At 39.9% G+C, this 14,111-nt stretch carries 11 protein-coding genes; 7 read left to right on the top strand and 4 right to left on the bottom strand.

The features are described 5' to 3' along the window. Nucleotides 1-20 precede the first annotated feature (20 nt). From C8U37_RS08715 to C8U37_RS08700, 4 genes are all read left to right on the top strand, one after another. Nucleotides 21-746, top strand: a complete 726-nt coding sequence (locus tag C8U37_RS08715; RefSeq protein WP_108032858.1) for an HAD family hydrolase — start codon at nt 21-23, stop codon at nt 744-746. Between the two features lie 1,017 nt (nt 747-1,763). Continuing rightward, complete coding sequence (locus C8U37_RS08710) at nt 1,764-4,340, top strand: type I restriction-modification system subunit M (RefSeq protein WP_108032857.1); 2,577 nt, start codon at nt 1,764-1,766, stop codon at nt 4,338-4,340. Beyond that, a complete protein-coding gene (locus C8U37_RS14675; RefSeq protein ID WP_245879802.1) occupies nt 4,340-5,587 on the top strand; it encodes a restriction endonuclease subunit S in 1,248 nt (415 codons plus the stop codon). The genes C8U37_RS08710 and C8U37_RS14675 overlap by 1 nt, the downstream gene beginning before the upstream one ends. Nucleotides 5,588-5,603: 16 nt before the next feature. Beyond that, entirely contained in the window at nt 5,604-8,687 is a 3,084-nt protein-coding gene (locus tag C8U37_RS08700; protein WP_108032856.1) for a type I restriction endonuclease subunit R, EcoR124 family, read from the top strand. Between the two features lie 164 nt (nt 8,688-8,851). Here C8U37_RS08700 and C8U37_RS08695 read toward each other — a convergent pair whose 3' ends face one another. The 4 genes from C8U37_RS08695 to C8U37_RS08680 form a co-directional block, all read right to left on the bottom strand. Then, nucleotides 8,852-9,406 (bottom strand): Cap15 family cyclic dinucleotide receptor domain-containing protein, encoded by a 555-nt coding sequence (locus tag C8U37_RS08695; RefSeq protein WP_108032855.1) that lies wholly within the window; start codon nt 9,404-9,406, stop codon nt 8,852-8,854. A 10-nt stretch (nt 9,407-9,416) separates the two neighbouring features. Beyond that, complete coding sequence (locus tag C8U37_RS08690) at nt 9,417-10,388, bottom strand: nucleotidyltransferase domain-containing protein (protein ID WP_108032854.1); 972 nt, start codon at nt 10,386-10,388, stop codon at nt 9,417-9,419. Between the two features lie 123 nt (nt 10,389-10,511). Next, a complete protein-coding gene (locus C8U37_RS08685; RefSeq protein WP_108032853.1) occupies nt 10,512-10,700 on the bottom strand; it encodes a hypothetical protein in 189 nt (62 codons plus the stop codon). After that, a complete protein-coding gene (locus C8U37_RS08680; RefSeq protein ID WP_108032852.1) occupies nt 10,690-11,766 on the bottom strand; it encodes a hypothetical protein in 1,077 nt (358 codons plus the stop codon). The genes C8U37_RS08685 and C8U37_RS08680 overlap by 11 nt, the downstream gene beginning before the upstream one ends. A gap of 786 nt (nt 11,767-12,552) precedes the next feature. Here C8U37_RS08680 and C8U37_RS14845 point away from each other — a divergent pair. Genes C8U37_RS14845 through C8U37_RS08665 form a run of 3 tightly spaced genes read left to right on the top strand, consistent with a single transcriptional unit; the run spans nt 12,553 to nt 14,018 of the window. Next, on the top strand, nt 12,553-12,729 hold the full coding sequence (locus tag C8U37_RS14845; RefSeq protein WP_108032851.1) for a transposase: 177 nt from the start codon (nt 12,553-12,555) through the stop codon (nt 12,727-12,729). After that, on the top strand, nt 12,707-12,886 hold the full coding sequence (locus C8U37_RS14840; protein WP_425445662.1) for a transposase: 180 nt from the start codon (nt 12,707-12,709) through the stop codon (nt 12,884-12,886). The genes C8U37_RS14845 and C8U37_RS14840 overlap by 23 nt, the downstream gene beginning before the upstream one ends. Beyond that, complete coding sequence (locus tag C8U37_RS08665; protein WP_108032849.1) at nt 12,867-14,018, top strand: RNA-guided endonuclease TnpB family protein; 1,152 nt, start codon at nt 12,867-12,869, stop codon at nt 14,016-14,018. The genes C8U37_RS14840 and C8U37_RS08665 overlap by 20 nt, the downstream gene beginning before the upstream one ends. The last annotated feature ends 93 nt before the right edge of the window (nt 14,019-14,111 follow it).

The following is a 14,111-nucleotide window of genomic DNA, read 5'->3' as shown; positions in this document are numbered from 1 at the left end:
GTCAGGTATTTAGGAGGAAAATGATGATGGCGAAAACCTTTATTTTTGATGTTGATGATACATTATACGATCAATTGGAACCTTTCAACAGAGCCTTTGAGAAGCATTTTGTCCGTTTCAAGGATGAGGTAAATATAGAAGAATTATATAAACTGAGCAGAAAATACAGTGATGAAGCCTTTGCATCAACTGGATACGAAATCAAGAAGCTGAGAAAAATGCACATCTACCGCATCTCGAAGGCTTTCGAGGAGCTGGGGATTCGGATAACCGATGAAGAAGCATTGCAGTTCCAACTGGACTACGAAACATTTCAAAATGAGATCCGGCTGATTGATGAATTCCCTCAAATCTTTGAATTGCTTCTCCAGAGGAGTGCTAAACTCGGGATCATCACGAACGGTGCCAATGACAACCAAATGAGAAAAATCAAGCAACTAGGCCTCGGAAAATGGATCACTCCCGAAAATATGCTGGTATCGGAAACCGCCGGTGTCTCCAAACCCAGCAAAGAAATTTTCGAAGCGATGGAAATTAGAATGGATTTCTCGAAAAACGACGTATATTACATTGGGGACAATTTCGATAATGACGTAATTGGGGCAACCGCGGCGGGATGGAAAACGATTTGGGTGAATTTCCGGAACCACACGACAAGTGATTCGGGAATACTAGCAACATACGTGGTGGAACAACTAAGAGACTTGTTGAAGCTTTTGGACCAGTTGACGCAGGAAGACTTCTAGGCACCATGGCTTTTGATTGGCTTAGTACATAACTGAAAGTTGAAAAAAAGGAGGACCGTCTTAGCGCAATGTCATTAATTTAAGCGACTTGACAACTGTAAAAACCGGCAATTGAATACTGTCCTCCGGTGAACGGAGGCCTCGCCGGAGGTAAGGACGCATTCCGTTTGCGTTCTCCGTTGAAGGTGTCTTCATCGGAGTTGCGGCTGATTGTTGCCGGTGTTCTCCGGCCAACAAGCGCCTGGCCGGAGCTGACGTTGCGGTGACGTCGCGCTGCTCCGGTCAGCGTACGCAAAGAAGAGGCCCTCTACTTATGACATAGCCCCTTCTTTTGACTGCGGGCCCGAGATTGTCGAATGTCGCTTGCGTATTCGACAATTCCAATGCGATGCGGAAGTGAATTGTCGAATGTTCCTTGACATTCGACAATTTCGGCCCGATGCGGAAGTAAATAATCGAATGTTCCTCGCCTATTCGATAATTTCGATCCATTGTGCTGAGTAGTTTGCTTTCCTGGGATTTTTCGCTTGTCAGAAAAGAAAGAGACAGTGGAAACGAGAGAGTTTCTCTCCCATTTCCACTGTCTCTTATTTGTCAACACCCTTAAGTTAATGACATTGCGTCTTAGCGACGCTCCTCCTTTTTTTCTGTTAAACTGTTAGTGCCAAAAAATCAAAAGACTTCCCATAGGAGAGTTCTCATCTTGGGAAAGTAAGTCTATCTTGAAATATAGTGATATAATAGATTGTGGCTATTATTACTTTGTATTGAATATCAGTTGTCAATAAAGTGAGATAAATGCGACTGGTGATACCCAAAAAATTACAGAATTACTTATTGATTGTGGTATGAACAAGACATGATTTAAAGATACAATAGGTGTCAGCGGTAACGTTATTGCGAAATTTGTGAAAATGAGCCTTTGTATATCGAAATGTTGAATAAGACTAGTAGGGCGATCAGTTTGGATACTGATGAGCTAATTGAAATTAAAAATACAGTAACGGAGGATAACAAGTGATTACTTCAGAAGAGATTAAACGCAGATTGTGGGATGGTGCCAATGAACTCAGGGGTTCAATGGATGCCAGCCGTTATAAGGACTATATGCTTGGGTTGATGTTCTACAAATTTTTGAGCGATAAAACTTTGGAAACATTCAAGTCTACAGCAGGACTGGGGCAACTATCTGAAGCTGAACTGGTTGAAGAATATACAAACGCAAGAGAAGAGTACGGTGCTGAATTGGATAAGATGATTCAAAACGTGCTTGGTTATTATGTCTTACCAGAATATCTTTATCAAACGTGGTTGAAAGGTATTAATTCAGGTGATTTTGAAGTTCAAAAAGTAACGGACAGTCTCAATAATTTTGAGCGTACCATTGCCGTTACGGGCGATTCTGCTGATTTCAAAGGATTATTTTCAAGTTCAACACTGGATTTGACAGATACGGCTCTTGGGAGCGATTTGAACGAACGCAGCAAAAACATAAAAGCACTGATTCAGTTATTTGCTGATCTGAACATGGTTGCCTTACAAAAAGGCGATGTGTTGGGTGATGCCTATGAATATTTAATCGGTCAATTTGCGATGGAATCCGGGAAGAAGGCTGGCGAATTCTATACGCCACATCAAGTGAGTGAAGTAATGGCTCAGATTGCTGCTACGACGTCCAATGTTCAGTCCATATATGACCCTACAGTCGGATCAGGTTCGCTATTATTAACGGTTAAGAAACATTTGAGTGCAGATGTTCAAAAGGATTTGACGTATTACGGGCAAGAAAAAAATACCGCCACTTATAATCTGACGCGTATGAACCTGCTACTTCATGGCGTACGCCCAGAAAAAATGACGATTAAAAACGGCGATACGTTATCGCAAGACTGGCCGGAAGATCCAGAACGTCCGAATGAAGGGGTTCAATTTGATGCGGTAGTTATGAATCCCCCTTACTCGGCGAAAAACTGGAATAGATCGGAATTGAAAGTGAGTGACCCTCGTTTTGCAGATTTCGGAACATTGCCACCAGATTCAAAAGGTGACTTTGCGTTTTTACTTCATGGATTGTTCCATTTGGGCATAAACGGAACAATGGCCATCGTTCTGCCTCACGGTGTTTTATTCCGGGGTTCAGCAGAAGGCGAGATTCGTAAACGTCTGCTCGAAAAAGGCCTTATTGATACGATTATCGGATTGCCAAGTAACTTATTTACGAATACTGGGATTCCAGTTGCTATTATGATTTTGAAAAAGAATCGCAGCCTGGGTGATTCTGTATTGGTCATTGATGCATCACACAGCTTTATTAAAGTCGGAAAACAGAACGTATTGGAAGAAAAAGACATCGCTAAGATTGTGGACACGTATTCAAATCGTGCAGAGATTACCGGATACAGCCATTTGGCAAGTCGAGAAGAAATCATCGAAAATGATTACAATATGAACATTCCACGTTACGTTGAGGCAACGGATTCTGAAATTACTCACGATGTCGATGCACATCTGTTTGGCGGTATTCCACAACAAAATATTGAGTCATTGACTGTGTTAAATGTATCAGTTCCAGATATCTTGAAAAATTCCTTGCACGCGATTCGACCTGGATATGTAGAATTAGTGAAAACCGTAGAGAATCTGACTGAGGAAGTGTTACACGATAGTCGAATTGTAAATAAAACGAAAGATGTTGCGATCAAAGCTGAGGCCTATGTTTCTAAATACTGGGACTTATTACGTAATGTTAATGGAATAACAAATACGATACAACTTAGAGAAGCGATGCTTGACGAAGTAAAACAGCTTTTATCCAGCTTTAAGTTCATTGATGTGTATGATGGCTACCAAATCATTGCGGACACTTGGAAAGAAGCACTCACCCATGATGCTGAACTTATCGCAGCAAGTGATTTTTACACGGTTGCCCGTACGCGTGAACCGAAACTGGTGACAAAAGGCACGGGTAAAAATAAACGTGAAGAACAAGACGGCTGGATGGGTAGTATTGTCCCGAATGAATTGATTGCCGAACGTTTGTACACCGCTGAATTAGCGGAAATCGAAAGGAAGCAAACCAGAGCTCAGGAAGTCGAGGCTGAATTGGCTGAATTGGTTGAAGCAGCTAAAATTGAGGACACTGATGAAAACACTGCTTTGTATGAGGCTATCAAGAAGAATGCAGAGGACGAACCCCAAGATTCATTTGAGAATAAAGCAATTAAAGATGCGTTAAAGACTGCGAAAAAGGGCACAGTTGAATGTGAGTTACTGAAAAAAGTTGAGAGTTTGCTGACTGAAAAAGCAACGCTTAACAAAACCATTCAAGCTGAAGAAAAAGCTTTAAAAGAAATGGTTTATGAACGGATTCTGAATTTAACCGATGAAGAAATCGATGATTTGGTTCATGAAAAGTGGTTTGGAAATAGTATCACGGATTTAGTTCAGTTAGTTGAAATCCCGCTGAGAGCGGAACTTTCAACATTGGACATGTTGAACAGACGTTATGCCCACACGTTATCTGAACTCGACACTGAAATTCGTGACTTGGAAAGCGTGTTTGAAACGTTGCTCAGTGAGCTGGTGGTGGAATAATGAACGAAAGAGAAAAATTAGTATCAAAAAGACGATTTAAAGAATTCAAAAATAGTGACGCTTGGGAACAGCGTAAGTTAGGAGATTTAGGCAGTTTTAAAAATGGAATGAACTTTGATAAAAGTGCAATGGGTCATGGTTATCCCTTTGTTAACCTTCAAAATATCTTTGGCAAGACTATAGTTGACGATAGTGATTTAGGTTTAGCTGTGAGCAGTGAAAAACAAAGGAACGACTACAACCTCTTAAAAGGGGATATTTTATTTATACGGTCTTCAGTGAAGCCAGAAGGAGTTGGAGAAGCTGCTTTGGTTCCAAAAAACTTTGAAAATACAACCTTTTCTGGGTTCATAATAAGATTTAGGCCCCATATAGCTATCGATGATGAATTTAAGAGAATAATATTTGCAACAAAAAATGCTAGAACTCAAATAATGGCTCTAGCTACAAGTAGTGCTAATACAAATATTAATCAAGAATCTTTGGAAAAGATAACAGTAGAGCTACCTGAATTATCCGAACAATCTAAAATTGGCCATTTATTCAAACAGTTAGATGAGACTATCGCTCTTCATCAGCGGAAGTTAGATAAGACAAAAGCAATAAAATCAGCCTATCTGTCAGAAATGTTTCCTGTTGAAGGTGAGCGTAAGCCAAAACGCCGATTTGTTGAATTTACAGATGATTGGGAACAGCATAAGTTAACAGATGAAGTGGAATTATTCAGCGGATTAACATATTCGCCCAATAATATCGTTAAGGGAAATGGGACACTTGTACTTCGTTCATCTAACGTTAAAAATGGCGAAGTGATAGATGCAGATAATGTATATGTGAATTCGGACGTTGTCAATTCAAATAATGTAAAAAATGGCGATATTATTGTTGTTGTACGTAATGGATCCCGTTCATTGATAGGGAAACACGCTCAAATCAAGGGCGAGAAAGACAACACAGTTATTGGTGCATTCATGACAGGATTACGATCAGACCACTCAGATTTCATAAATGCATTATTAGATACACCAGTGTTTAAAGGTGAGATTGATAAAAACCTTGGCGCAACAATTAATCAAATTACAAATGGAATGTTTCATCAAATGAAATTTATGATACCAACACCAGAGGAGCAAGATCGGGTTGGTGAAATATTTACGGGATTAGATAACCTTATAACCCTTCATCAGCATAAACTAGATAAACTGCAAACTATCAAAAAAGCATACTTAAATGAGATGTTTATTTGAGAAAGGAGCGGAAGGTATGAGCAACACACCCAAAGATGCCACTGAAAAAACGTTTCAACACAATTTTATCAAAGAACTAGCCCGTTATAAATGGGATGCACCGGATTCTTTAGACGGGAACAAACAAAAAGTTACCGTCCAAGACTTGGTAAAAAATTGGCGAAAAGAATTGAATCGTATCAACGCAGATCAGTTGGAAGGCGTGGAGCTGACAGATGGTGAATTTAAGCAAGTGATGGCCAAGGTCAGCCTTATAAGCAATAGTTATGAGGCCTCTAAAATCTTAGCAATAGAAGAAGCTAAAGGAAAGATTGACGGAATCTATCGTGACGACAACCCTAAAATCACGAGACAGCAAATCACGGTGACCATTTTCAAAAAAGCGGAAGTTCGTGGGGGGGATTCGAGTTACCAAGTTGCAAGGGAAGTCCAAACACCAAACAATAATAGATTTGATATTGTTTTACTGATTAACGGCTTGCCACTTATTAATATCGAACAAAAGCGAACGGACAAATCACTAGATGAGGCTTTCGGTCAGTTCCAGCGGTATTACCGTGACGGCGAATACACGAATAACTTTATGGCCTTCTCTCAGATGATGGTGGTAACGACAGAAATTGAAACACGTTATTTTGCGACACCAAAATCCGTTGATGAGTTTAACCCTAGTTTTGTATTTCATTGGTCTGATAAAGAGAATAAACCCATCAATAATTGGCAAAATGTTATTAAACATTTCCTCATGATTCCAATGGCTCACCAGATGGTGGGGGATTATCTCGTGATTGATGAAGCTAAAGACGAAGAGAATCGGCATCATATGGTCATGCGCCCTTATCAGGTATATGCTCTCCAAGCAATCGAAGGGGCTGCTTTTGGGTGGGATAACCCGGATAAGGTGCCTCACGGTGGATTTGTCTGGCATACGACGGGCTCTGGCAAAACCATTACAAGTTTCAAAACAGCGTTGTTTTTATCCACTCGGGCTGGTTTTGATAAAGTTATCTTTTTAGTTGATAGACGTGAATTGGATAACCGTACAAGTGAGAATTTTAAGGCCTATGCAGCGTATGAGTCTGTTTCGGTAGACACTACAAAGAAAACGTATCAGTTGAAAAAACAACTGAATACCGTAAAATCAGGGATTGTAGTTACAACGACATTTAAGCTAAATGCATTGGTAAAAGAATTGGAAGAGAGCCATGATAACAGCTTGGCTAATAAGAAATTCGTATTCATTATAGATGAGGCCCATCGTACCACGATGGGTCAAATGATGGGAACGATTAAAAAATATTTCAAGAAAAACAGTCTCTTTTATGGATTTACTGGGACACCCTTGTTTGATGAAAATAATGTTAAAGGGAAGATCAACGAGAAAAGTGAAGTCATCAATACCACAGAAAAACTCTTTGGCCCAAAGTTACATCAATATACGATTGATGAAGCCATTTCTGATGGGAATGTCCTGGGATTCCACGTTGACTACATCAACACAGGTGAATTTAAGAGTTATGATGACTTGCGGGAACTATTGGCGGAGAAAATAAAAGAAGAAAAACCAGATTTAAGCGACAGGGAAGTTGAAAGAGTGGTTACGGATTGGTCGGAAGCGGAAGTCGAAGTTGAAGCGGTAAAAAATGGGTTGCTTCACTATCAAGATGAAACGCATATCCCACGGGTTGTTGAGGAAATATTAAACAATTGGGAAAGTCAATCACAGTCTAACGAATTCAACGCCATTCTGACCGTGCAATTCAAAAAACGCGTGATCGCCTATTACGAAGAGTTTAAGAAACAACTTGCTGAACGAGGCGAAAATTTGAATGTAGCGATGACCTTTAGTTTTGGGAACGAGAATGATCCGGATAACATTCCACCTGAAGCCATCGAAAAGATGTTTAAAGATTACGGCGCATTTACTGGAATTGAGTTTATACCCGGAGATAAGAAGCGTGGAGAAGATGCCTATTTTGAAGATGTTGTGGAGCGCGCTACAAGAGGAGGCAGTGGAAGAAATCCCAAAAACATTGACTTACTCATTGTTGCCGCGCAGCTTTTAACAGGTTATGATTCGAAACGATTAAATACGCTTTATGTTGACCGGCCACTTGAACTGCAAGGACTGATTCAGGCCTATTCGAGGACGAATCGCGTGTTTGGTTCGAACAAAGAATTTGGAACGATTGTGAACTTCCAATTTCCACGAATAACGGAACAAACCGTTAATAAGGCGTTGGAGTTATATGGCAGTGGCGGGAAAAGCAGCCTGGCAATTGTCAATATTTATGGGACTGCTGTGAAGAATTTGAAAATTAAAGTTGAGGAACTGATGCCTACCTTGTCAGATCCAACTGACTGGCAGTTACTCAAAGATTACGAAGAAGCAAAAGAGGCTTTTAAAACTGCTTTCTGGGAAACTGCAAAACAGATGAACTCTGTGGAGCAATATTACGAGTACAAATGGGATGATCTGGCGTTCGGGATCACTGAACATGTTTGGTTGCAGTATCGCGGCGCGTACCGAAATTTATTTCCTCCGGAAGTTGGCGGTGACGAACCAGAACCAGTCAAACTGTTGGTTGGTAAGACAAAGTTATCTGGTACACAGGTCATTGATGCTGCGCATATTTTGAGCTTGATTGGCTCCAAATTAGGGTCCGTTGAAGGGATACAGACTGTCGATAGTGAGACACTAAGGATTATTTATGAACAAATTCAAGAACTGAGTAACATGGGGGAGGACGAGCAAGCCCGTTTACTCAGAGCGTTTGTAGATACTGAATTAGTGCCTGGAAAATTATCAAGTAGCCTGAACTTCGATGAATCCTTTGAAATTTGGAAAAGCGGCAGATTACATATGGCTATTATTGCGTTTGCTGATGCGTGGGGATTGGATAGCGCGCTACTCGAGAAATCCGTCACTGCATTTTCAGGTTCTCAACCCGAGGTTATTCCATACATTGATGAATTGACAGCAAGTGTTGATCTCTCGAAAGCCACCAATCACTCTTCAGGAATTCGACTCAAACACGTTATGGAATTACTAAAGCAACTTCCAATATGGATAGCTGGAGTGAAAGTAAAATATAGCTGATTGTTTTTTTGTCATCTAAGGCGGTTATAACGTTATCGATAGAATCTACGGTTTTATCTATATGCTAAGACCTTTTCAATAGTAGGTATTCATTTTACCCACTATTGAAAAGGTCTTTTTGTACTTATCTAGAAATTGAAACTGTTTTCATTTTTTATGAAACCTTAGAGATCTGGTACAAATTCAATGTCACCAGTAGTTTTGCGATCTGAATAATACTGTCCGGTCAATTTATTGACATCTTCGACGCATAGTATAGCTGTACCATAGTGAATTGCACTCCTATTTCTGACAGATGCATTTGGTGTATTTAAATAACAATATGTTAGCTGCTTTTCTCCTAATATTTTCTCTATTGAAGCTGTTATTGTTTTGCTCCTACTTTCCTCTGTAATAAGAACAGCACTTACAGTTAGGAGTGTTTGCTGTATCTCTAAACTTGCTTCGCGTTCTATACCATCATATGTTGATTTTAATACTCCGTTATACCGTTTTGCTAGAACAGGTGTATCTTCGAGAGGATTGTATTTCCATAGGAATCTTTCATAAAACGTCATGATTATCACAGCCAATCCAACTACTTCCCCTACATAACCAAACATATTGTACAAAGAAAAATTATTAATCAAGGATTCTCTCGAAAAAAAACATCTGATAATTAATAGTCCTATACCCAACCATAAGGTATTCTTGATAAGTTTTATAAACTGTTCCCTCATACATATTCTCCTAAATATCATACTCGTAAAATTTTTTTAGATCACGGATGTATAATCTATAATTTTCAGCCTCCGCTGCCGTTTGACAAATATTTTTTATACCGTTTACTTCTTTATAGGATGCTATTAATGACTGATTTTCGTAAAGATAGGAAACAATTTCATCAAAGCTATATCGATAAATCGAATACTTTATGAATATTTCATTAGGAATATTCCAGAGTAAGGACTCCAAACCAAACGATGATACATTATCAGAAGATGAGTAACCACAGGCACTCATTAAATAACGTATATTTTTGATAATTCTTACCATTTTTTTATAGTACGTATTAGTTTCATTATTCTTCTTTTTTCCATTTAATATATGCTGCTCTGGGAAGTTTACTATAGTAGGTCCTTCATCAGGAGTGATAAAAATACCGCCAATAAAATTTTCCGCATTTTTACTATAATCATTTCGATAGTCTCTGTATCTCTTACAGGGCACTGTGTCAGCATCTTTGCGATAAGTATTTCCGTTAACCTTGACTGATTTATTTTTACGTTCAACATCTGTTGAAAACTTATATCTTAAGCACTCTTCAACTTCATCTTTAAATGACTTCAAAGATGTTGGTACAACCGTAAATCCATAATCTGAATCTGCTTGAGAGGATGAAATAGTGGATCTGTATTTAGTATTAAATACATCTTCCTGAACTACGGCTATATCAACATCACTCTGAGTTCGAACATTAGTGTTATTTGCATATGATCCTTGAATAAATAGTTTGATTTTTCCAGAGCCAGAGGTGCTACGCATTTCCAATGAATATGCATAAGTGTCTTCATAAAGTCTAGACACAGACTTGCCATCGTCTGTGAAGCCCCTCAATTTCAATGAATCACGTATCATACCGATTGCATTTAAACATTTTTGATTTTCGGTTTCGCTTAATGGAGCCGCAAAGAGCTTAAGCTTATCTTCAGTAAATTTCATGCTTTCCTCCTCATAATTTACGGATTCTGTTGGGGGATGGCCCCAAACAGTATCTCGCTTTTTCCATTATTCATTTTCCCTTATATATGACCAGACGAGCATATATTCACCTCAAGAATGGTGTTAAATATCTTTTGACCCACCTTTGAAAACGTCGATAATGTTACCATTTTTAGCCAACAACACAAGACTTACCGCACCTAATACACCCATCGTACCTTTTTTTCCCTTATCAGTTCCTTTTGACCAGCAACTTTTACAGAAGAATTTCTCTTTTCCTATTAGTTCTTTACCGCAAGCTTTACACTTCATTGTCTTGTCCTCCTAGACTTTGACATTCAAGGGCTTCTGAAAGGACGGCGATTGTCTCGCGATCCGTTAGTATTATCGTTTCACAAGCACCGACTATCTCTTCTGGGAGTTGGCGCCAATCGGTACCATCAATTTTCGAACATGAATGCATTATTTCCGACAAGGTACAACCTGCATATTTTTTAGCCATAATATTTTCTGGAATAGATAGTAACGTTTGCTCTATGAAACACTGATACGAAGTCACCGATGCAAGCATCGAACGGTTTTCTCCTAGTGCAGCATAAACATTAACCGAAATTTGAACGGAATCATTGAGTTTTGCAAAACACTTTGCAATTAGCTTTGTACTCTCATCGAGTTGTTTGCCAGACTTAACATTGGCCAAATTATTCAAATCGTATCGTATTGTCTGCTGTAATAAGGCAATAGCCTCATTGGCAGATTTTGCCGCATTTAGTAGCGCAATTCTGCGGTTATCAGTGTCATTCATACCCATTGCTTCAATGTACATTTGTCTTGCGCCATAAAACATTGCGACCCTATCGTTATACTGTCCGGCAGATATTCGTTCCACAATATCGGTGAGATAAATAACCTTGTCTGTTAGCGCATCTAGATTATTTTTTTGCATCAAACCTATGAGGGAATTAATCAGATCAGGATGAACGGTTTTCTGACCGACCCTTATCTGTCCTGCGAAATGTTCCGCCGCGTCTTTCATAGACGGAAGCATTCCGCTGCCGTCGCTTGCCAAAACCCAGTGCCATTCTCCGCTTTCGAGTTTCTTACGAGCCTCCTCAGACATCTTTACTACAAGCTCTGTCTTGCCTTTGAGTGAATCGAAAGCATTTTTTAGATGCGGAACCTTTTCCACAATGCCAACAACAAGTTGGGCAGCATCCGAATCTGCTAATGAGAAAAACCTATTGAGGGCCATCACTGTGGAAGCTTCACGAAACTTAGCCATACTCTCTCGCTCGTTAAATGAATACAGCGACTTGTCAGTGACGTCGAGTAGTGCCTGCTCAGGTCTCAATATCAGTGCGGTTTCTTTTTCGTTCATAAGTTACCTCCTGTTTTTGTCTATACTGCTTCTATTCGAGTGTTTTTTTCATGTATAAGGGAGAAAACAAGACGATTTTAATCCTGATTGTGATGGCTTATCCATATAGATGTTTCTTTATCAAAGCATGCGGGTATCTTATCTTCAAATATATTCAAAATTCTATCACTTTCACTCATCAAGTAGTCATCCTCACCACTAAATTTGTAATTACATTATAACACGACATATAGACGTTTTTATAAAGAGTAAGTACAATATGTAGTTTATAAGTTGTTCAAATTTTTAATTGGCTTACTATAATAAAAGTTTTTAAGCTGATTTGGGGAAGTTGAGCTTATCTTGGTTTTTTTTCACACCCTAGTATAGTCATAACCTGTATGCAATACTGATACACCTCAAAATAGCCACTAGTAACATAGTGCTATCATCACCTAGTATCATGGCGAGAATCATCTTGACTTTAGAAATGAGATGAATTACCGCTCAGAATTAGGGGTACATTTGGCAACTTAAATCTCGACCTATTACTTTCTGGCATTCACTATTAATCTAATTTAATGAGGCTTAAATAATAACGTATGATTTGAAAAACCGAACATATTTTCGTATAATGTTCTTGTAGTTAATCGCTTTGACAGAAGTCAAACGCGGTTGAGGGTATGTTGTTCCTTGCAGTTCCATTTGGTTTATTGTATGAAGTGCAAATGTAAAGCGCTAGTAAATCAAGTAGAGCAATCACTCAAAAAAATCCTGCGAGGCATCTGTGTTGCACCAAAGGTTTAGCTGGACAAAATAGAAACGGATAAAAATTCTATTCATCTTCTCCTCTCAATGAAACCGCAACACTCTATGCCGTCGGTGGTTAAAACACTCAAAGGTCAGCCAGCAAAAATAGTAGGAGGTGAAACCATTGCCATAGAGACAGTCTATCGTGGATATGTGCATAGCGGAACACACTGAACTAAAAAATGCGTACTGGAAAAAGTCAGGCAGGCATTTGTGGTCTTCGCGGTACTTTGGTGAAAGTATCGGCATGACCAATAAAAACACTATCGCAAAATACATTGATGATCAACTAAAGAAGGAGATTGATTTCAATGACACTCAAAGGTATTAAAGTTCGTATTTATCCTACCCCCGAACAACAAGTGGCTATCGAAAACAATTTCCGGCTTAACCGATTCCTTTGGAATCAGCTGCTTGGGATGCAGATTGCACGCCATGAAAATGGCGGTTCTTTCGTCACCAAGTTCGGCATGAATTATCTGATCAAGCTGATGAAAATCGAATTTCCGTTCCTTAAGGAAGCCGAAAGCACTAGTCTGCTCTACACATCCGCGGATCTTGCGGATAGCTATGACCGTTTTTTCAAAAAACAGAATGGCTTCCCGAAATTCAAGTCACGCCGGCGACCCAAAAACAGCTACAAGTCGAATTGTGTAAACGGTAATATTCAAGTCGCCGACAACCATTATCTGAAATTGCCGAAACTGGGCTTGGTGAAATCCAACGGCTTGCAGCGCGTGAAAGACAGAGTCAAAAGCGTGGTCGTGCGCAAGAAAGCGGATGGCACGTTCGAAGCGACCCTGCTTGTTGAATTCGAAACAAAAACATTCAAACCAACGGGAAAAACTATTGGCATAGACTTGGGGGTAGCCGATTTGGTAATCCAGTCGGATGGCTATAAGCTACGGAATAAACAGTTCGAGCGTTCTTCGGCAAATAAAAAACGTGTTTGGGAACGAAAATTGGCCCGTCGCCGTCAGCAGGCTCTTGTTAAAATCAAACAGGCGAAAACGCAAGGAATCGAACTTGAACTTTCAGATTTTAAAAACGTCCAAAAAGCAAAAGAACAGGTGGCGCGCATTAATAAAAAGATCGCGAACCAACGCAACAATTACCTACAAAAATACACAACCAGCCTAGTCCGAAAATACGATCTTATCGCCATGGAAGATTTGAAAACCAAGAATCTTCTGCAGAACCATCACTTGGCACGTTCGCTTGCCGATGCCGCCTGGGCGAAAATCAAGTCCATGCTGGCGTACAAATGCGAATGGTACGGCAAGGAACTGGTGTTGGTGAACCCTGCTTATACGAGTCAAATGTGCGCGCACTGCGGAGAAAACACCGGCAAAAAGCCTCTCCGTATCCGCAGGTTCGACTGCCCGCATTGTCACACAACGGATATTGACCGTGACGTGAATGCGGCCATCAATATTCTGAACAAAGCGCTTGCCCAGCGTTAAAGGCACAAGTCAGGAACTGGCTTCGGTTAATAGGAGAAACCGCTGTTGTGCCGGAAATCCGGCGCGGCAAGTCTGCTCTGTTCCCAGAAGCTC

It is taken from the genome of Trichococcus patagoniensis, assembly GCF_003051085.1.
Taxonomy (GTDB): Bacteria; Bacillota; Bacilli; order Lactobacillales; family Aerococcaceae; genus Trichococcus; species Trichococcus patagoniensis.
This window is presented reverse-complemented; position numbering and strand designations above follow the sequence as displayed.

Coding starts and splice junctions, on each gene's coding strand:
- C8U37_RS08715 (WP_108032858.1), top strand. CDS start 21: ATGATGATGGCGAAAACCTTTATTTTTGATGTTGATGATACATTATAC.
- C8U37_RS14675 (WP_245879802.1), top strand. CDS start 4,340: ATGAACGAAAGAGAAAAATTAGTATCAAAAAGACGATTTAAAGAATTC.
- C8U37_RS08700 (WP_108032856.1), top strand. CDS start 5,604: ATGAGCAACACACCCAAAGATGCCACTGAAAAAACGTTTCAACACAAT.
- C8U37_RS08695 (WP_108032855.1), bottom strand. CDS start 9,406: ATGAGGGAACAGTTTATAAAACTTATCAAGAATACCTTATGGTTGGGT.
- C8U37_RS08690 (WP_108032854.1), bottom strand. CDS start 10,388: ATGAAATTTACTGAAGATAAGCTTAAGCTCTTTGCGGCTCCATTAAGC.
- C8U37_RS08685 (WP_108032853.1), bottom strand. CDS start 10,700: ATGAAGTGTAAAGCTTGCGGTAAAGAACTAATAGGAAAAGAGAAATTC.
- C8U37_RS08680 (WP_108032852.1), bottom strand. CDS start 11,766: ATGAACGAAAAAGAAACCGCACTGATATTGAGACCTGAGCAGGCACTA.
- C8U37_RS14840 (WP_425445662.1), top strand. CDS start 12,707: ATGTGCATAGCGGAACACACTGAACTAAAAAATGCGTACTGGAAAAAG.
- C8U37_RS08665 (WP_108032849.1), top strand. CDS start 12,867: ATGACACTCAAAGGTATTAAAGTTCGTATTTATCCTACCCCCGAACAA.